This window comes from Flagellimonas sp. MMG031 (assembly GCF_040112705.1).
Classification (GTDB): domain Bacteria; phylum Bacteroidota; class Bacteroidia; order Flavobacteriales; family Flavobacteriaceae; genus Flagellimonas.
Window position 1 is genome coordinate 1,730,001 of the sequence record NZ_CP157804.1, and the last position, 19,682, is coordinate 1,749,682.

Consider the following 19,682-nt stretch of genomic DNA (forward strand, 5'->3'; position numbering starts at 1 on the left):
CTTGGAACAATTCATTGTTTAAAAAAACCTGTATTGTACTTAGTGCTTCGTTGTCGCTCACTTCAAAAGTCACGGCATTGGTATCTCCATTGATGATGGCTCCATTTTGAAGGGAAACATTGGAAATGGAGGGCAATTCATTATCAATATTGATGACCTGCTCGGTAGAACTTTGGTTGCCCGAAGTATCCGTGGCAACAATTTTAAGGGTATAATCCTGGAATTTGCCCGAACTCGGCATTTTGGAGGTATATCCGGAAAGGTCGACAGTAATTTGGAAAGGTGCGGTTGTATCCTCACCCACTTTTTGGTCGTTGATGAAGGCTTCCACCTTTGCTACGCCACCCGCATCCTGTGCATTGATCTCAATCGTGATTTGATTGCTGAAAACCGGAGTTGATTCACTTGGTGAACTATTGGCACCAGCAATGGCAAAATTTACAGTAGGTGCTATAACGTCGGGCTCCGGAGCGGGCTCTTCCGATTCCGAGGAGCATGCATAACCCCCCAATAGTAAAATAACAAAAAGTCCAAATTTAATGAGACTTGCAATTTTGAATTCAGTTAGTTTTAGTAATGACATGGTAAATTAAATAAGTAAATTGTTAGTGATAGAATGAATAAACTCCCAATTAATCCAATAAGAAATTTGGAGCTCGATGATAGTATCCTGGTACGATAGATTTAAACTTGGACTCCATTTTTGGAGAGACAGTATAGGGATATGTATTGTTTTTGATCACGCCATCCAAATACCCATTATAATCAGGTATCCCTTGGTATCCTTTGATTTCAACCTGTCGCACTTTAAATCCACCGTTTTCGTAAATCGTGTAAAAACCCCACGATTGAATTTCTTCTGGAATTTCAGGTAGGATGACCTGATTCTGTTTTTGACTATCATAAACTAAGTTCCATCGGTAGGAAATGTTGAGGCCATTGATTACCTCAGGGGTATCCGAATCAATAAAGATTTTACCTACGGTGTGCCCAACACCCGAATTTGTAATATTGATTTGGTTTTCAAGGAAGGTATAATCAATGGTCCAATCCACAGGTGTAAAACTAGCTTCTGGTTGACCCGTTCTTTCCGTGAAATAATCATTTATACGAATATTATATCTGTAATCGGAAAAAACATTGCTAATGTAATAGGGTATACCTTCTGTAGGTAAGTACGTATATCCGTGCGACCATATGTTATTATGGTTGTTGTTGTTGAAATCATCTTGGTCAAAATATCCAAACAATTGCATGGTTGTACTCTCAAAGGACTGGCCATTCATGATAGGTTGATAGATTTTTCGTTCCACACCTTGGGTAGTAAAAAGGGATGGGGTTACGACCAATTCAGGGTCAATTGTCCAATCCAATACGGCATAAGAATATTCATTTAAAGTATAATTGAAAAGCTGAAGATAGATGGAGTCAGACCACAAGTCACTATTTGCATTTCGTCTTTGTTCAATATAAACCGTTGTGTTGCCATTGGTGTCAGCTGAAAAACCGCCAGCATAATCACGCCCATCAGCAGTGAGGTTTTGTATATCATCGGGATCAAAATCTGCCGTTGGGTATTGATTTGATTGAAATGAGGGCTCGAATTTATAATAGGTGTTCAAATTAATTTGTGGCAAGTTGGTAGGATCAATGTTTTGAACCGTAGTGAATTCACTGGCGTTACCAATGGAACCAGTAATGTACTCACCAAAGGTGAGCATATATTCAAAATCCCCACCCGTTTCATTGTCGGTATGTAGTCGAACCATTTCCGTATCGCTATAGATTCGTTCCACATCCAATAACGTACCATCCATGCCCGAGGCAAAAACGAAAAGTCTGGCTGAATTGGGATTAAAGAATCCGACTGGGACATTAATGGTAATCAAGCGTCTTAAAATCTCAATACGGAATTCGGCGCTGGACTCATTTCCCAGCTCATCCGTAGCTTTTATAAAAATACTAATCGGACCAGGATTAAATGCACCCGGGTCTAAATCCCAGCTATAGCTGACATCTCCTTCGAGCACTACTTGGGACGCATCCCCAATTAAAAATTCAACCGAGGCAATTGTTGAGTTGGCATCGGATACATCTGGGTTCAATTGTATGGGTTCATCCACAATTTGCCCTGTAACAAAAGACTCCAGAGTAATCTCGGGCCCTGTGTTGTCCGAAATGAAAACTACATCATATGTCGTCACATTATCGGCAAGATCTACGGCTTCTATCTTGAATGAGTTTTCACCATCGGTTAATTCAGAAGTATTCAGGTTGATTTCATAGGTGCCATCGGTATGCTCTTGCAACAGGGTACCGTTTAAATAGCTTTTTACGGAACTCAACCCTTCATTGTCGTCAACATCAAATGTGACCAAATTTGTGTCCCCACCGATTACTTGACCATCACCAAGTGAAACGGCTGAAATGGTTGGAAGTTCGTTATCAATATGAATGATCTGTTCTTTTGAGGTCTCGTTGCCTGAAGTATCGGTTACGGTAACTTTCAGCATGTAGTCCGTAAACTTTCCAGTTAGGTTGTTTTTTGATGTGTAACCCGATATGTCGATTGTTATTTGATAGGGTGCGGTTGAATCTTCCCCTACTTTTTCATTATTGATAAAGGCTTCCACCATAGCTACTCCACCCGTATCCTGTGCATCTACTTCCACAACAAATTGGTTGCTTAAAACGGGAGTTTCTGAGTCCGTTAAACTTGAATTTCCTGGAATTGAAAAATCTACTTCAGGTGCTATGGTATCCGGCACCGGTATCGGAGCAGGGTCCGCGGAGTCTGAGGAGCAAGAGTAAAAAATACCAACAGCTAACAATAGCAGTATAGTGGAGCGTAAAAAATTCATATAGTTAGTTTAGTTGATGGGAAAAATAACTCTTTTAGGTAAAAAAAATCCTTTTTCACTCTAAAAAAGTAAGAAAAATCGTTAATCGGTAACACTGGGGTATAGTGGTCTATCTAAACCAGATACGCAATTCCAATGCCTAAAATAATGACCACCACCTTGCGCAGATTGAACTTGTGACCTTGGGAAGTTTCAAACAAAATAATGGTGGAAATATGGAAAAATACCCCAATGGTCAAAGCCGTCAATAAATGCCCATAATCCTGTATCCACGACACAGTGGACAGGTAACTTCCCAAAGGCGTCATCAGCGAAAAGGCTCCGATAAAGAGCAAAACAGTCCCCAATTTCATCTTTGAATTGATTAAAAAGATACTTAGAATAATGGCTATGGGAATCTTGTGGATAATAATCCCGTAAAGTATGGAGTCGTTATCATGTATTGGCACTCCTTCGACCAAGGCATGTATGGATAGACTCAAGAACAACAGTGTAGGGAACTTATTTTCTTGTATTTGGATATGCATATGCCCATGTTCGGCACCTTTGGAAAAGAACTCCAAAAAAACCTGCAATAAAATCCCTCCCAAGATGTATAGGGCTATTATTTTGGGGTCATGGTCATGATACACTTCGGGCAATAGCTCAAAAAACGTCAGCGATAATAAAAAGGCTCCACTAAAGGCCAGCAATAGCTTTATATTATCGTTATTCTTTGGTTTGGTGAACCAAACAAATCCAAAACCGAACCAAACGGCCAAAATGGGAACCAGGTAAATAATAGCGGAAGGAAAATCCATATCGGGAATTAAAGGGGCAAAAATAACCTATTTTTGCGGAAAGATTTTAGGATAGTATGGCAGGGAATTTTAAAATGATGGCAAAAACGCTCTACGGGTTCGAACCTATCTTGGCAAAGGAGCTTCGTAATTTGGGTGCTGGACATGTGGAGGAGGGTGTTCGTAATGTTACTTTTGAAGGTGATACGGGTTTTATGTACAAGGCCAATTTATGCCTAAGGACCGCTTTAAAAGTCTACAAACCCATCAAAACCTTTCAGGTGTTCAATGAGAAAGATCTTTACAGGCATATTTATGAGCTGGATTGGCCCTCAATTTTTGATGTGGAAAAAACCTTTGCCATCGATAGTATTGCCAATACCGAGGTCTTTGATAATTCCATGTTCGTTTCCTTAAAGGCCAAAGATGCCATCGTGGACAAATTTAGGGCCGTGGTACGCGATCGTCCCAATGTGAAGACCCAAGATCCCGATATCCGAATCAATATCCATATCTATAAAAACACCTGTACCGTTTCGTTGGACAGTTCGGGCAACTCCCTGCACCAAAGGGGGTACCGTATTTTAACAAACATAGCGCCCATCAATGAGGTGTTGGCTGCTGGATTATTGCTTAAGAGTGGTTGGGATGGCCAAACGGATTTTTTGGATCCCATGTGCGGGAGTGGGACATTTTTGGTGGAAGCGGCCATGATTGCTTGCCATATTCCAGCGAATATCAATCGGGAATCCTACGCCTTTATGCAGTGGAAGGATTATGATGCCGAATTGCACCAGAAAATTGTGGATGCCAGCTTAAAAAAGGTCAGGGAATTCCACCATAAGATTATAGGGTACGATAAGGCTCCTTCTGCGGTACGAAAAACACAGGAGAATGTGGACCATGCGAATCTATCGGATTATATCTCGGTGGAACGCAAGGACTTTTTTAGGACTGAGAAACCCGTGGAAGGGAAATTGCACATGGTCTTTAATCCACCGTATGGGGAGCGCCTGCCCATTGAGATGGAAGAGTTTTACGGAAGGATAGGGGACACCTTAAAGCAAAACTATCCCGGTACGGAAGCCTGGTTGATTACCTCCAACCTAGAGGCATTAAAACACGTAGGCTTGAAAACCTCGAAGAAAATAAAGGCTTTTAACGGGAAACTGGAAGCTCGATTGGTGAAATATGATATTTACGAGGGAAGCAAAAAGGATAAAAGTCAGGGTGATCATTAAGGCTGTGTGGCAAAAGGGCTAGTCCATTGCACCAAAAAATAATGGTAGGAAAAAGCGAAAGAATTGTTTAGATTTGGAGTGTGTTTAAAACACAACTAACTAACTCAACCAAATTTTGTGAAAGGAGTCCCAGCAGGGCTCCTTTTACTTTTCCGACCAAATGGCCAGTTCGTTGCCCGATGGATCCCTAAAATGAAAACGCTTTCCTCCGGGAAACTCAAAGATTTCCTTGCTGATGGTCCCTCTGTTTTGAATCACTTTTTCCTGGATGGCTTTAAGGTCGCTATGATGAAGTACCACAAGTGCACCATTCTTAATGGGTTCTGCACTCAGTTCAAAACCACCTGCGATTCCAACCTCGGAAAATGACACATAATTCGGACCATAATCCGTAAACTCCCATCCAAAGACCTCATGGTAAAAAGTTTTGGTCTTCTCTAAATCCGTTGCTTTGAATTCGATATAATCAATAGGGGTTTTCATTTACTGCTCAGCTTCGGGTTGCTTCTTTTTTGATTTTTTATATAGTGGGATAAAGTAGGAGATGGAGTAGTTGTAATTCACCCCAAAGTTGCTTCCGTCGGTCACTTTATTGAATCCGGGAATCCAGAGATTGGGAAATTGTTCATCCTCAGTATTGGTGATTAAAAATCCCAGTCGCGCACTCATGCCCACAAAAATATTGGCGAAAAGTTCCACTTTCGCGCCCACGACAAACTCCAACCACGAGGCAGAAAGGCCACTAAATTCACGGTTAGGGTTTTCTCCCGGTAAAAATTCCTCGTTGAAAAATTGGTTGGTCTCGTACAGACTGTAATCGTTCAGGGTTTGGGTAAAGCTGGCAAAGGCATAACGCCCCCCAATGGTAATGGCGTTGTTCATTCCATACCAATTGGTGTAGGTATTAACGTCCACCCCCGCCTTAATGTAACTTCCTGAGGTCTCGTAGTCATACAAAAGTGTGTTGAGCAAGGTTTCGTCCTGCTTTTTGGTCTCGTTCCCGATTTCGGCCGCGAGATATAGTTTTTGGGTCAGCCGATAGTCGCCCACCAATTCCAGTCCGGTGTAATCCTCATCTGCGAAGGAAAGCACCAATTTACTGATATCGGCACCCACACGAAGTCCATATTTTTCCTTGTACTCCACGGTGTCTTTTTGAGAAAGGTCTATGGGTTCGCTCTGGGCCAGTGCGAAATAGGGCATGAGGCCGAATAAAATCTTAGTGAAATATCTTGACATGGATGTTATCGGTATTTTCTACATTGGGCTGAACGACCCTAATATCTTGAATCCAGTTTTCGGCACCCTCGGTCAGGGTCACTGAAATGTTATTGTAATTGGTCACAAATCCGCAGGCTCTTGATATAAACGCTTCCCCAAGTTCATAGGAAATGGTCAGGGTATCGATATTCCCGATTTCCTCATTGGTTTCATCATCGTCGTCCGAGCCGGAGATAATTTGGTACATGGTGGTCACCGCATTGCTCCGTAAGGGTACCTGTAGCGAATCCGGTGAATTGGACCGGTCACCAAAGGTTGAATTGGTGAGTACACTATCAATATCAATACTTTTGATACGAATGGAAGGTACGGCCTTTGCGGCTGTGGTGTCGTTCACATCAAAAAAGCCCAACACCAATAAAGGGGTGTCTCCATCAACACAGATGTCGTCCTTTTCGCAGGAAGATACCCAGTAAAATAGAGCGGTGATAAGTAGGATGGGGATTAGTTTCTTCATTCTGTTTACCTGAGGGTTTACGTTCAAATGCTAGACCCGTTTTTCCAAAAGTACAACATTTTCAACGTGGTGGGTCTGGGGGAACATATCCACCGGCTGCACTTTGACAACTTGATATTGTTCTTTCATCAATGCCAAGTCCCTTGCTTGTGTGGCACTGTTACAGCTTACATAAACAATCTTTGGTGGTCCCACTTGCAATAACTGCTCTACCACCTGTTTGTGCATACCATCCCTTGGCGGGTCGGTGATAATAACATCTGGTTGGCCGTGGGCAGCAATAAAATCATCATTAAATACATTCTTCATATCGCCAACAAAAAATTCTACATTGGAAATTTGGTTGTGCACCGCATTGGCCTTTGCATCGGCAATCGCTTCTGGAACGGATTCAACACCGACTACCTTCTTGGCATCTTTCGCGACAAACTGGGCAATGGTGCCTGTTCCTGTGTATAGATCATACACCAGCTCATTTCCCGTAAGCCCGGCAAAATCCCTGGTTACTTTGTAAAGTTCGTAGGCTTGGGCTGAATTGGTCTGGTAGAAGGATTTCGCATTGATTTTGAACTGTAAGCCCTCCATTTCCTCGAAAATATGGTCGCGTCCTGCAAAGCAGATTATCTCTTGGTCATAAATGGTATCGTTGGCCTTGGAATTGACAACATATAGCAAGGAAGTGATTTCCGGAAAGGTATCCTTCAAATGGTCCAGCAACAGTTCTCGTTGCTCCTTATGCTCTTCAAAGAATTGGATGAGCACCATAATTTCGCCAGTGGAGGAGGTACGAATCATCAAAGTCCTTAGTAGCCCTTCCTGTTTTCTTGGATTGAAAAAGCGCAGCCCGTTCTTGTTGGCAAACTGTTTCGTTTCCAAACGGATAGCATTGGAGGGGTCTTCCTGTAAGTGACATTTTTTGATGTCCAGAATCTTGTCCCACATCCCTGGAATATGGAATCCAAGGGCATTTCTGTCCTCAATATCTTTGTGGGAGTCGATTTCTTTTTGTGTTAACCATCGACTGTCAGAAAACGAAAACTCCATTTTGTTTCGGTAGAAATATTGTTCCTTGGAACCCAAAATGGGTTGGGTCGTGGGTAATTCCAAGTTACCGATGCGCTTCAGGTTATTTTCCACCTCTTTTTGTTTAAAATAGAGTTGGTGCTCATAGCCCATGTGCTGCCACTTGCAGCCCCCACAAGTACCAAAGTGCTGGCAAACGGGTTCCGTCCGTTTGTCGGACAGGGTATGGAATTTGGTGGCAACGCCTTCAAAATAGGCTTTTCGTTTTTTGGTGGTCATTACGTCCACCACATCACCGGGTACGGCATTACTGAGGAAAATTACTCGTCCATCTGGTGCTTTTCCCACGGATTTTCCCTTTGCTCCCGCATCTACCACGGTGACGTTTTCAAACGTTTTTCTCCTTCTGTTTTTACGCATGGCGCAAAAGTAAGTTCTTTTTGGTATTTCGGGGAATGCAGCTTCTTAAATTGCATCTAAACTTTTGGTTTTTCCAGCGGGAAAGGCGTGGTGAAAATTATATTTTCATCAATTAATTTGTAATTTGCGGGCACTCCAAGGGATGATTTCTCTCCCACGCTGCTTTTTCGAGACTTCGAAAGAATAAAGGTACAGTAGGAATGGTTATTTTATCAATTTTAATCATTTAATGAAATGGCTGTTTTAGAGCATTTAACATCGCAGCAAGCGATAGATTTGGAAAACAAGTACGGAGCACACAACTATCACCCACTACCCGTGGTCTTGAGCAAGGGCGACGGTGTCCATGTGTGGGATGTGGAAGGAAAGCAATACTACGATTTTCTTTCTGCGTATTCTGCCGTAAACCAAGGTCACTGTCATCCCAAAATTATCGGGGCCATGATGGAGCAGGCAAAAACCTTGACCTTGACCTCCCGTGCATTTTACAACGATATGTTGGGCAAATTTGAGAAGTACGCTACGGAGACTTTTAATTTTGACAAGTTGTTGCCCATGAATACGGGTGCGGAAGCGGTAGAGACCGCTTTGAAAATTTGTAGAAGATGGGCTTACAGCAAAAAGGGAATTCCGGAAAACCAAGCCCAGATCATTGTTTGCGAGAATAATTTTCATGGTAGAACCACTACAATCATTTCTTTTTCCAATGACGAGGTGGCGCGTGATAATTACGGTCCTTACACCGAAGGGTTTATCCGAATTGAGTATGATAATCTGACCGCTTTGGAGAATGCCCTAAAAAGCAATCCCCATGTAGCTGGTTTCTTAGTGGAACCCATTCAGGGCGAAGCAGGTGTTTATGTACCTTCGGAGGGTTATTTAAAAGGTGCCAAGGCCCTTTGCGAAAAATATAATGTCCTTTTTATTGCCGATGAAGTGCAAACAGGTATTGCCAGAACGGGACGTTTGCTGGCCACCTGTGGCAATTGCAGCTGTGCGGACAAAAACTGTAGCGGCACACCAGAGGTGAAACCCGATATTTTGATTTTAGGGAAGGCCCTTTCCGGCGGTGTTTATCCAGTATCTGCCGTATTGGCCAACGACCCCATTATGGAAGTGATCACGCCAGGGAGCCACGGAAGCACTTTTGGTGGAAATCCTGTTGCGGCAGCTGTGGGCATGGCTGCTTTGGAAGTGGTCAAAGAAGAAAGCCTGGCCGAGAATGCAGCAACCTTGGGAGAACTTTTCCGTGAGGAGCTGAACAAGTTCATCCCCGAATGTGATTTGGTGGTGAAGGTTCGCGGACGTGGGCTGCTCAACGCCATCGTCATCAACGATTCGGAGGATAGTTCCACGGCATGGGACATTTGTATGGCACTCAAGGAAAATGGCCTATTGGCCAAGCCTACCCACGGAAACATCATTCGGTTTGCGCCACCTTTGGTGATGAACCGCGAGCAATTGCTGGATTGTGTGTCTATTATTATTAAGACACTGAAAGAGTTTAAAAGGAGTTAAAGAAAACTGGGGCTTTTGCCCCAGTTTTTTTTATTGTTCTTTTGATTCTATGGACATTTCACACCCAAAGGAGTCGGCAAAAAAGTTGTCCAAGTCATCAGCTTTCAGCGCTAAATTCTTAATGTTTTCTTTGATTTTTTCGGCATAATCGGTGAAAATATCAGAAAGATGCACCCGATAGGAGAGATAGATTTGGTTATCATGAATACCTAGATAATAAGGTTCCACGTTGCTTTCCATTAAATGGTTCAGTAGTTCTTCAAGATTTTGTTTTGGTAGATGATTCATGGGTGATGTGGCCACCAAGTAGTCTCTTTTAAAGACGAATATGCGAACCAATGCGCTCCCTTGGTGAAACTCCCAATAATCCCTTCCTGCCCTCCCCAAAACTGGGTTGATTCCTAAATCCTCTAGGGCACCTTCCACAAACTTTGCAAAGTCACTTTTTTCAAATTCTTCCCAAATGGATATATCCAAATGGTTGCCACAATGGGCACAAAACTCCGATTCTTTGTAGGTATAATTGTCACAGGAGTTACACTTTACATTGAATGTTGTTTGGTTGGGTAAATGGGAAAAGTCATTCAACTCCTTGATCAAGTCAGTATGCTTTATCCCAAAGCCCACATTGTCCGCATTGGTGAACTTTGACGTAGTTACCCCTACAAGAACCCCAGCTTCGTTCAGCATGGGACCCCCGGAGTTCCCAGGGTTTACTGCGGCATCCGTTTGGACATAGCTTCTGCTCCCCATGGGTTGGTTTGGCGACGATACGATCCCTTCTGTAATCGTATAGGGCATTCCAAATGGATATCCGTTAATAAATACTTTTTGGGTGTTTACAATCTGAATTTCCTCTTGAAGGGAAATGTCCGTGTTGGTGTTGGTAAACCCTTCTATGCTCAAAAAGGCCAAGTCGACCTCTGGGTTCACCATCACTACCTGTGCAACATGCCTGTCTTTTTTATAATCTTCTACGGCAACTGTCTTTTCTCCTTTTACCACATGATAATTGGTGATGATGTGATTTTGCCCGTTGACCGTAAAACCGCTTCCTGTACCCGAAGCGGTCACAATTTTGTAAACCGATTTTCTAATATTTTCCATGTTATCCTCTATGTGGTTAGCTAAATAATTTTGAAAAGAAACCTTTTCCTTTTTTTGTGGATGAAGTGGTACTTACCGTTCCATCCAAAAACGCATAATATGTGCTGAGCAAAAGGGGACGAGCTTCATCCAGATTTTTGCCTGATACCTTTTCAAGTACATCGTAAATGGCATTTTGGTGGTGCTCCTCCATATTATAATCGTAAATCATTTTTAAAAAAGCGGACTGAAGGTAATAGCAGAGCATCAACTGATTGTTTTCCTTAACATAGCGCTCCACATAGGTCTCCATACTTTTTGCGTGGTTCTGCAAAACTTCGGTAGAACTTCTCCACTTTAAGGAAATCAATGACTCTGCATGATACATATCCTGCAAAAATTCCTCCTTGGACTTTGCAAGTAGCTTCTGCATAAAGTTTGTTCCTTTATCGATCCTAAAGTTGAAATCAATTTGACCATTGAAGAGATTGGATACATATTCTTCCAACTTGGTTCGCAGCGTTCCATGAACGCAGGGCATATTCACGATTTTTAGAAGGGACAATACGGTAATATCCCATTGATAATCGTTCCATCTTTTCTCCTTGAACTCCTTGCTGTACTTCTCATAGTCCTCCAAAACCTCCTGAATCTGTTGCCAAACGGTATCTTTTTCGTCTTCGGATAAGGGGGTAGTCTTAGGGGTGGTGAAGAATTCAGCCTGATATTTTTCTATAAATTCATCGTCATAGTCATCAGAATACACACTTATTTCCCTCAATACATCGTACACTTTGTAAGGTTGGCAAAGTGCAATTGGGGTTTCATACTCAAACCACAAAACGTCTTGTTTCCGACGTATTTGGGCTAGGGTCAACGGATTGAAATTGATTTCCGCCACTTTTCTAAATAGCGGAACCTTGTTGGTGTTCTCCGTGATTTTTACAAAGGGGGCCTTCACTGAAAACATATCCTGCGATATGGAGATACGTATTTCTGCTGAACCTTGCCCATGAACAATTTGGAGGTCATCGTTCAAAGAATGGTTTTGCAATACATCCGAATTGATGTAATTGATGGTTTCCAATAGGGCTTGCCTGTAATTTTTGGCATCGTAGGCATCCATTGCCTTACTCCAGTAAGATACATCCATACGCGGACTACCCTTGCTTTTTATAGGTCTGGAGAACCTAGGAAGTACATGTGACATTAGTATAGGTTAAGAATTAACAAATCAAGATTTGGGTGAGGTTGATTTGTCGTTCTTTAGAGGTTGAAGAAAAACGATGTCACAATATCGTGTTTTTTTTCAAAATCAACACCATGTAAATGTATGAAAGCCAATGTTACGAGTGGTGAAACCCAACTAGCTAACTGCAGCTTCCACCAAACGAAGCTGCTTTTTGTAGGCATTGAGCCTAGCTTTGATTCCAATGGGGAGCGTGCTGTTCTGTGGAATATGTCCAAAACTCATCCCATACACCGCGGGAATGCCCAAAGGTGCAATCCTGTCCGTTATCACTTCTTTAAGGGTGAAATTATCAGTGGTCCGTTTGCGGTCGCATCCTTTGCATACCCCAAATACAATTCCCTTGGCTTTTAAAAAGGTGTCCACTTGGGTGAGTTGGGTCAGCATACGGTCGATTCGGTAGGGAGCTTCCTCCACATCTTCCAAAAAAACGATACGGTCGGTGAAATCAATTTCATAAGGGGTGCCTATCATAGCCGTTACCAACGATAAACTTCCGCCAACGAGTTCACCCTCTGCCGTTCCGGGTGTAATGGTGTACCTGTAATATTCACTGTTTCGGTACTGTTTGGGGTCTTCCAGAATGGCATTTTTAATGGGAAGCACTTCTTGGGGCTCCATTAAAACTTTTTTGAAATAGGCTTGGCTATACTCATCGTCCAATGTTTTGCCCACGGGTCCATGAAAGCAAACAAGTCCTGTCTTTTTATAAAAGGTGTTGATAAGCGCGGTGATATCGCTAAAGCCAATAAATGCCTTAGGGTTGTTGGCAATGGTCTCGTAGTCCAATAAATCCAAAATTCGGGTACAGCCATAACCTCCTCGGGCACAGAGTATGCCATCAATATCGGGATTGGCAAACATCTCGTTGATGTCCTTCGCCCGTTCTTCGTCCGTGTTGCTAAAATAGCCGTGATTGCCTTCAATTCGGTCTGTATAAAATGCCTTGAATCCCATTTTTTTTAGGGTATCTACCGCTAGATATATGGACTCCGTATCCAAAGCAAACCCAGGAGCTACCAAGCCAATAGTATCGCCAATTTGTAAGCGTTTGGGCTTTATTTTGGGTAACGGTTTGGCTGTGGAGGCATGACTCCATCCAGTTTGATGCAAAAGGGTGGCCGCACCAAGGGCAGTGGCCGATTTTAGAAAATTTCTTCTTTTGGACATTTATATGGGATTAGGCACCACAAAGATAAAAATCCAAATAGTTAGATGGAAGAAATGGGATTAATCGCTGCTGCGCTCCTCTCTCCTAAGTTGTCTTTGAATCTTTCTAATGGCCGATTCAATGGATTTTTCGGGTTCAATGATGTTGTACTCTCCCCAGAAATCGGGGTCAGAGAAACCAGAGGCCTCATCACTTAAGATGACGGATTTACGTATCCGTTGGCGATATTTCGGTCTTTCGTCCTTGCCGACCTTTTCCCAGTCGGTAACGGCCATTTCAGCGGTCATGCTGTATTGTGAATTGAACCATTTATCCGCCCAGTCCACTTTAAATTCCATGAATACGCTGCTGTAGCCATAAAACCATTTTCCGTCTTTTTCCCGGTAATCCACCCGGTAGGATACTTCCGTGGGCCAAACGTCGACTTTCGCCGGTTTTTTGCGGACAAAAAGTTGTGCGGCCATATCCCTGTCCGTAATGTTCAGTGAAAATATGGCGCCAGTCATAATTTTTTTGTCCACATCAATATAAATCTCCCCACGATAAAGCGGCTCCAGCACATCTGGTCGCTGGTCAAACTTGATGACATAGATCAATTGATCGTTGGTACGGGTGGAACGGTCAAATGTGAATTTGTAATCTTCCATCATTTCTTCCGAAAAAATATATTCTGGATACTTCATCAAATCCACATAGAGCGTGTTGTAAGGCCCGCCTTGCAGTTTAAGGGCCACGGTGTCCAGTTTACTGTAGTCCGTGCTTTTTCTTGCCTTGTAAAGTTCCACGGCATCTTCACGGTTGATATTGTATGGCGTTTTATACACATTGACCACGGCTTCTGCCAAGGATACATTCTTTCTTCTTCTTTTGATGGTTTCCCGATAGAAGGCTGTCATCAAAGTGGGATCGGTAAAATAATTTTCTCCTCTATTTTTCAAGGTTTCCTTAAAGAGTGCCATGGCATCCTTTGGAGCGTTGATGTTCACTTCGGATAATTGGGTCGCGGATACTTCAAGATAGATTTCGTTCTTTTCGCGTTGCAGGCTTGCAATAGGGATTTGCTTGGTCCTGTAGCCCAAAAAGGAAACGATTACGTTTTTATCAAGGTGTTCCTTAGGGACCTTTAAAAGGAAGTTGCCCTCCGTGTTGGTAATGGTACTAATATTGGTTCCCTCTACAGTAAGGGTAGCAAAGACCAAGGATTTATTGCTTGATTCTTCTTTGACCTCACCGCTATATTCATTGTACTCCACAGGCGAAGCTTCTTCCTGTAAGGCCAGGCCCTGAAAGGGATTGATGAATAGCATGGCCAATAGGGCCACAATGGGCAACGAGTTGAGTTTTGGTTTTAAAATCAATGATGGGTTGATAGGTGACATAGGTGCAATTTTCTTTTTTTCCATTCTACTAAAGATACAAAAAAAAGGACATACCCTTTTTGTTGGATTTCGTTAAAAAACCAAACAATCCTCTACATGTCAACCGTTAAGCCTACCTAGTCTACCATAAAAAGGGCATTGGCAAAAAATAGTTTTCCGTTTTCCCAAAACCCTCGGAAGAGCGGGTTGTCCACCATGTAGATAACTTGGCCACGGCCGTAGTTTTCCACCCCATAAATTAGGGTTTCCGAAATCCGTTTTTGGGCTTCTATGCCGGCAAAACCAGAAAACGGTTTGGTATTTTGCTCCAAGTACACCGCGTTGCCGTTGTCGAGATACTCGAATGCGCTGCTGCCCAATTTCAGGGTAAAATAATCTGCACCGTATCCATAGGCCAAAGGATTGGAATTGTCCACCTTTGTTTTAAAGATGGCTCCTGTAATAGCTCCCTTGATGCGTTCCCTCTCCCAATCTTCATAAGGTTGTGGGGAATTTTCACTGGTATCCCTTTCCATTTTCTTTTGTTTGATTCCGAAACCATTTTCACCATCAAGGGCATTTATAGAGCCTCCCATGGCTATTATTTTTCCACCTTGGCGTACCCAGCTCTTCAGCTCGGAAAGTTTGTCTTCGTTGAAATAGTTGCCATAACGCCCGTCGGGCAAAATCAAAATGTGATACTCGTCCAAATCTACCCTATCGGCATATTCATCATCGATTACGGTCAGAGGATAATGTAATTGCTGTTCAAAAAAGTGCCAAATTTCCCCAAACCGTAGGGTAGAGGTGGGGCCGCCGGACAAAACGGCTATTTTTGGCTTGGTGATCATTTGTATGGATGACGAACCAAAGTCTTTTCCTGAGTCTACAAAACCGGTGCTGGTCGCCGTAAGTTCTTTGTTGAATTTTTGGGCAACGGATTGCAAAGTAGTTATAAAATCCTCCTTGTTTTCATTATCACCTTTGGTGATGATCAAGGTGCCGCGATCAAAGGACTTGCCCTCGATGCCAAATGGATGGTCCGCTTTGCGAACCCGTATGCCCTCTTTGAGCAATGCTGCCAAAAAGCGGGCATCTTCCATGCTGTTCCAATCCGCGAGATAGGCATAGCTCCCACTGTTGATGTTGGAACTTGCCATGGACTGTTGTACCGATTGCGGGGACACTGTGGAAGTGGAAGCAATAGCATCCAATCCGTATGCATAAGGGAGCGACCACGCAGTAATGTCGTACGTCAATGAATCCGAAAGTTTGGCATTGGGCTCGAACAGTACTTTTACCAAGGTTCCTTTGGGTTGATCTGTAGATACAACCATGCCGTTTTTATTGATGGTCAGGCTACCTGTATTTCCAGAACTATAGCTGTGTCCTTTGTAAGAACCACTCTCAAGGTCACCGTATGCAATATTGTGTTTTTCCAAAAGGGATTTAAGGGCGTCCAATTTGTCTTTATCTCCTCGTAACACATAACTCTTGTACTTAAATGCCTTGTTTTGGTGGAATTTTCTAAACTCTTCGTTGAGTTTTTGTGCATTTTGGGAAGATACCTCTACGGTGGAAAGTCCCGTCGTAAAGTGGTGGGCAATCCGGTCTTTCAAGGTCAAGGTATCGCCAATGGAGGTGATAATGCCCAATCCGGCCCTGCCGCTACCACCTTGTTCGTAGGTCATCCCAATGGAACCATTGTACATAGGGTAGGTGTCCCCATAACTTGGATACAATAGGTCAAATACCTCTTTAGTAAAATAGAACCAACCATTGGCATCAAAATATTTGGCATGGTTTCTACCCAAGGTCACTTGAAAATCACGTTGGAAATCCGTTATCACTTCGTGATAGGGCTCTGCGGCCGGTGCAAAATAATAGGGATTGTCCACACCTTGCTCATGGAAATCGACATGAACATGTGGCATCCATTGGTTGAACACCTTGAGACGCTGCTGGCTTTCCACCTGCGTTAACCAGGCCCAGTCCCGGTTCAAATCGAACATATAGTGATTGCTCCTGCCGCTCCACCAACCCTCATGGTGTTCCTTGCTGTTCGGGTCCACTTGGTAAGGGGTATTTTTGAATTGATTGTACCAGTTGCTGTAACGGTCCCGGCCATCTGGATTGATACACGGGTCCATGATGACCACGGTGTTTTCCAAATAGGAACTTTTATTGGTCAACAATTCGTAAATGGTCTTCATGGAAGCTTCGGTGCTTACACTTTCGTTACCGTGCACATTATAGCTTAACCACACAATAGCCTTGTTTGAATTTCCAGTGCCCTCGGTATCCTTTAAGTGCTCCTGACGGATGTTCTCCAGATTGGAAAGGTTTTCCGCTGAGGATACATAGGCCAGAATTAAAGGTCTCCTCTCATTGGTTTGCCCATAAACCGTAAGTTTTACCCTATCAGGGGCGGCTTCGGCCAAGTATTCGTAGTAATCCACCACTTCGTGATGACGACTGAATTGTGTCCCGAGTTCGTATCCCAAAAATTCTGATGGGGATTTTAATTGTTGTGCAGATACCGAAACGGCTACTAAAAGAGCGAGAGAAAATAAAAATCTGGTCATGCTTGGGTTAATTGGTTCGACCAAATCTACTAATAAATTGAGCCAGATGCCTAATTTTTTGAATGGTTGGAGTATAAAATTGTGTAAAATTCAATTAACGTATTTTTAGGAACAGAAAAAAAGAAGAGACTTATCTTTGAACACCACATTAGCGATTGAATGGAAGTAGAATGTATACCCTTTAGGGAGACGGGTTATTTTTCCCAACTGATTTGCGATTATTTGGAACAGAAAGAAGGATTGACTCCTTTTTATAATCGATATCCGCTGGCCGAAAATTTTGAGGCGCAGATTAAAGAGAAGATGGCCAACTTCCCCAAAGAAAATCGCACTGTGCTGGTCCAAGCCCTAAAGAACCAGTATCGCGGTATCGACGCTTCAAAAGCGACCCAAAAAAATATGGAGGCCCTTCAAAAGGAGACCACCTTTACTGTGGTGACCGGGCATCAATTGAACTTGTTTACGGGACCCTTATACTTTTTATATAAAATCATATCTACCATCAATCTGGCCAAAAAGCTGAACAAGCAATATCCCAGCAACCATTTTGTGCCTGTGTATTGGATGGCTACGGAAGACCATGATTTTGAGGAAATCAACTATTTCAACCTGCATGGCAAAAAGGTACTCTGGAACAAAAAAGCTTCTGGAGCTGTTGGCCGACTTTCCACGGAGGGTCTGGAAGAGGTTTTTGATGTATTTGCGGCCGAATTGGGCCATTTGGGTCTAACGGACGATTTAAAAACCTTGTTCCAAAAAGCTTACTTGGAGCACGATACATTGACCGAAGCCACCCGCTATCTGGCGAACGCCCTCTTTGGGGAAGAAGGGCTGGTGATTGTTGACGGTGATGACAAGGCGCTAAAAAAACTATTGGTGCCCTATGCCAAAGCGGATATGCTGGAGCATGTTCCGTATCAAAAAATAAATAAAACCATCGAGGCTTTGCAGGAGGCTTCTTCGGATTACACCATTCAAGTAAACCCTAGGGAAATCAACTATTTTTATCTGGAAGATGGCCTCAGGGAACGTATTATCCTCAAAAAGGGGAAATACCATGTGATCAATACCCATTTGGACTTTACGGAGGAAGAACTCCTAGCGGAACTGGAAGAACATCCGGAACGATTTTCGCCCAACGTGGTGGCACGTCCACTATATCAAGAAGTGATCCTGCCCAACCTGTGCTACATTGGAGGAGGAGGGGAGTTGGCCTATTGGTTGGAACTCAAGTCCTATTTTGATGAGGTGGGAGTTACGTTTCCAATGCTGATGTTGCGCAATTCAGCTTTGCTGATTACCGAAAAACAATCGGAAAAAGTGGAGCGGATGGGACTGAAGGTATCCCATTTGTTCATGAAGCAGCATTCGCTGATCAACAAGAAAATTCGGGATATTTCCAATATAGATATTGATTTCTCGCCCCAGAAAAAGTTGTTGGAAGAACAATTTCAGCACATGTATGAGCTGGCCGAGAAAACGGACAAAAGCTTTTTGGGTGCCGTAAAGGCCCAAGAAGTGAAACAAAAAAAAGGATTGGACAATTTGGAAAAGCGTTTGTTGAGGGCTCAAAAGCGGAAGCTAAAGGACCATGTGGTGCGTCTGACCGAACTGCAGAACGAATTGTTTCCCAATCAATCCCTACAGGAAAGGCAACTCAACTTTTCCGAAATGTACCTGCACATGGGTGAAAACCTTATTCCGTTGTTGTTGGAAATGCTTGACCCATTTTCCAAAGATTTTACCATTATTCGTCACGATTAATTGGATTCGCTGATTTTTTTTAAAAAAAGGAGGGAACTGTGGTAGGGTATTTTCCTTCCAGGTTGTTCCATTACTGTAAATAGCTATGAAAATTTAAATTTTGAGTTGGTTAACTCATATGTTTAGGTTGGTTTTGATTTTATTGAAAAGCCCCGGAGTGGTTCCCGGGGCTTTTTGCTTTTTATAAGGTTTGTGAAGGTTAGAACAAATCTTTAAAATGTGATTTTACCTCAAATAGCGTAGCCTCTTTCATGGTATCGAAACGGATATCGGCATGGCCAACACGCTCCTCGGGACCTATGCCCACGTTATGAAATTTTCCGGCCTTGGCGGCATCGATACCTTTTTCAGCATCTTCAAAAACAATACAGTTTTCTGGGGGTAATCCCAATTTTTCCGCAGCATAAAGGAAAATGTCCGGTTCGGGCTTGCTTTTGGAAACGCTGTTCCCATCCCCAATAACATCAAAAAAATGCGTAGCGTTCAGTTGTTTTAAAACCTTTATGGCGTTTTTGCTTGCACTTCCCAACGCTACCTTGAATCCCTCGGACCGTAAATGGGTCAAAAGTTCTAGTGCGCCGGGCAGATAGTCATCCGGGGTCATGTGATCAAGGCTTGCCACATAGATATCGTTCTTTTTGGTGGCCAGTTCCGCTACCGTGGCATCATCCAAAGTAACGTGGTTGTGGTCCATAATTACCTTTATGGAGTCCATTCGGGAGATTCCCCTCAGTTTTTCGTTGAGTTCCCGGTCGAACTCCCAGTCCATATCGTCGGACAAATGCTTCCAAGCTTCATAATGGAGTTCGGCCGTATCGGTGATCACACCGTCCAAATCAAAAATGAATCCCTTGATCATGGTCAATAGTGTTTAGACCGCAAAGAAATA

The 19,682-nt window shown here is 43.0% G+C and carries 16 protein-coding genes (1 of these 16 only partly in view); 3 read left to right on the forward strand and 13 right to left on the reverse strand.

The features are described from left to right. The 3 genes from ABNE31_RS07785 to ABNE31_RS07795 form a co-directional block, all read right to left on the reverse strand. A protein-coding gene (locus tag ABNE31_RS07785) for an Ig-like domain-containing protein (RefSeq protein WP_349352939.1) crosses the window boundary here: on the reverse strand, positions 1 to 583 show its beginning. 1,631 nt of this gene lie to the left of the window's left edge; the window shows 583 of its 2,214 coding nt (coding positions 1-583); the start codon lies at positions 581 to 583; the stop codon falls past the left edge of the window. A gap of 49 nt (positions 584 to 632) precedes the next feature. After that, positions 633 to 2,861, reverse strand: a complete 2,229-nt coding sequence (locus tag ABNE31_RS07790; protein ID WP_349352940.1) for an Ig-like domain-containing protein — start codon at positions 2,859 to 2,861, stop codon at positions 633 to 635. A 113-nt stretch (positions 2,862 to 2,974) separates the two neighbouring features. Then, complete coding sequence (locus ABNE31_RS07795; RefSeq protein WP_349352941.1) at positions 2,975 to 3,661, reverse strand: ZIP family metal transporter; 687 nt, start codon at positions 3,659 to 3,661, stop codon at positions 2,975 to 2,977. Between the two features lie 56 nt (positions 3,662 to 3,717). Here ABNE31_RS07795 and ABNE31_RS07800 point away from each other — a divergent pair, with 56 nt between their 5' ends. Beyond that, positions 3,718 to 4,881 (forward strand): THUMP domain-containing protein, encoded by a 1,164-nt coding sequence (locus ABNE31_RS07800; RefSeq protein ID WP_349352942.1) that lies wholly within the window; start codon positions 3,718 to 3,720, stop codon positions 4,879 to 4,881. Between the two features lie 144 nt (positions 4,882 to 5,025). Here ABNE31_RS07800 and ABNE31_RS07805 read toward each other — a convergent pair whose 3' ends face one another. Genes ABNE31_RS07805 through rlmD form a run of 4 tightly spaced genes read right to left on the reverse strand, consistent with a single transcriptional unit; the run spans position 5,026 to position 8,062 of the window. Further along, positions 5,026 to 5,364, reverse strand: coding sequence for a VOC family protein (locus ABNE31_RS07805; protein ID WP_349352943.1), 339 nt, complete (start codon positions 5,362 to 5,364; stop codon positions 5,026 to 5,028). Then, the gene (locus ABNE31_RS07810) at positions 5,365 to 6,120 is read right to left on the reverse strand and encodes a DUF6048 family protein (RefSeq protein ID WP_349352944.1); all 756 of its coding nucleotides are present in this window, start codon (positions 6,118 to 6,120) and stop codon (positions 5,365 to 5,367) included. Continuing rightward, positions 6,101 to 6,619: a DUF6452 family protein gene (locus ABNE31_RS07815; RefSeq protein ID WP_306014425.1), complete on the reverse strand. Its 519-nt coding sequence runs from the start codon at positions 6,617 to 6,619 to the stop codon at positions 6,101 to 6,103. The genes ABNE31_RS07810 and ABNE31_RS07815 overlap by 20 nt, the downstream gene beginning before the upstream one ends. Before the next feature lie 30 nt (positions 6,620 to 6,649). Then, on the reverse strand, positions 6,650 to 8,062 hold the full coding sequence (gene rlmD / locus ABNE31_RS07820) for a 23S rRNA (uracil(1939)-C(5))-methyltransferase RlmD (protein ID WP_349352945.1): 1,413 nt from the start codon (positions 8,060 to 8,062) through the stop codon (positions 6,650 to 6,652). A 234-nt stretch (positions 8,063 to 8,296) separates the two neighbouring features. Here rlmD and rocD point away from each other — a divergent pair, with 234 nt between their 5' ends. Beyond that, positions 8,297 to 9,580 (forward strand): ornithine--oxo-acid transaminase, encoded by a 1,284-nt coding sequence (gene rocD / locus ABNE31_RS07825; RefSeq protein WP_349352946.1) that lies wholly within the window; start codon positions 8,297 to 8,299, stop codon positions 9,578 to 9,580. Positions 9,581 to 9,610: 30 nt separating this feature from the next. Here rocD and ABNE31_RS07830 read toward each other — a convergent pair whose 3' ends face one another. The 5 genes from ABNE31_RS07830 to ABNE31_RS07850 form a co-directional block, all read right to left on the reverse strand. Next, on the reverse strand, positions 9,611 to 10,687 hold the full coding sequence (locus ABNE31_RS07830) for a trypsin-like peptidase domain-containing protein (RefSeq protein WP_349352947.1): 1,077 nt from the start codon (positions 10,685 to 10,687) through the stop codon (positions 9,611 to 9,613). A 16-nt stretch (positions 10,688 to 10,703) separates the two neighbouring features. Next, positions 10,704 to 11,876 (reverse strand): hypothetical protein, encoded by a 1,173-nt coding sequence (locus tag ABNE31_RS07835; RefSeq protein WP_349352948.1) that lies wholly within the window; start codon positions 11,874 to 11,876, stop codon positions 10,704 to 10,706. 156 nt (positions 11,877 to 12,032) lie between these two features. Then, a complete protein-coding gene (locus tag ABNE31_RS07840; RefSeq protein ID WP_349352949.1) occupies positions 12,033 to 13,085 on the reverse strand; it encodes an LD-carboxypeptidase in 1,053 nt (350 codons plus the stop codon). A 60-nt stretch (positions 13,086 to 13,145) separates the two neighbouring features. Further along, the gene (locus tag ABNE31_RS07845) at positions 13,146 to 14,489 is read right to left on the reverse strand and encodes a carboxypeptidase-like regulatory domain-containing protein (RefSeq protein ID WP_349352950.1); all 1,344 of its coding nucleotides are present in this window, start codon (positions 14,487 to 14,489) and stop codon (positions 13,146 to 13,148) included. A gap of 92 nt (positions 14,490 to 14,581) precedes the next feature. After that, positions 14,582 to 17,029: a M14 family metallopeptidase gene (locus tag ABNE31_RS07850; protein WP_349352951.1), complete on the reverse strand. Its 2,448-nt coding sequence runs from the start codon at positions 17,027 to 17,029 to the stop codon at positions 14,582 to 14,584. A 159-nt stretch (positions 17,030 to 17,188) separates the two neighbouring features. Between ABNE31_RS07850 and bshC the strand changes: the two genes are divergently transcribed. After that, positions 17,189 to 18,793 (forward strand): bacillithiol biosynthesis cysteine-adding enzyme BshC, encoded by a 1,605-nt coding sequence (gene bshC / locus ABNE31_RS07855; protein ID WP_349352952.1) that lies wholly within the window; start codon positions 17,189 to 17,191, stop codon positions 18,791 to 18,793. Positions 18,794 to 18,992: 199 nt separating this feature from the next. On the opposite strand, the gene pgmB is transcribed toward bshC, so the two are convergent. After that, entirely contained in the window at positions 18,993 to 19,652 is a 660-nt protein-coding gene (pgmB, locus tag ABNE31_RS07860; protein WP_349352953.1) for a beta-phosphoglucomutase, read from the reverse strand. Between the last annotated feature and the right edge of the window lie 30 nt (positions 19,653 to 19,682).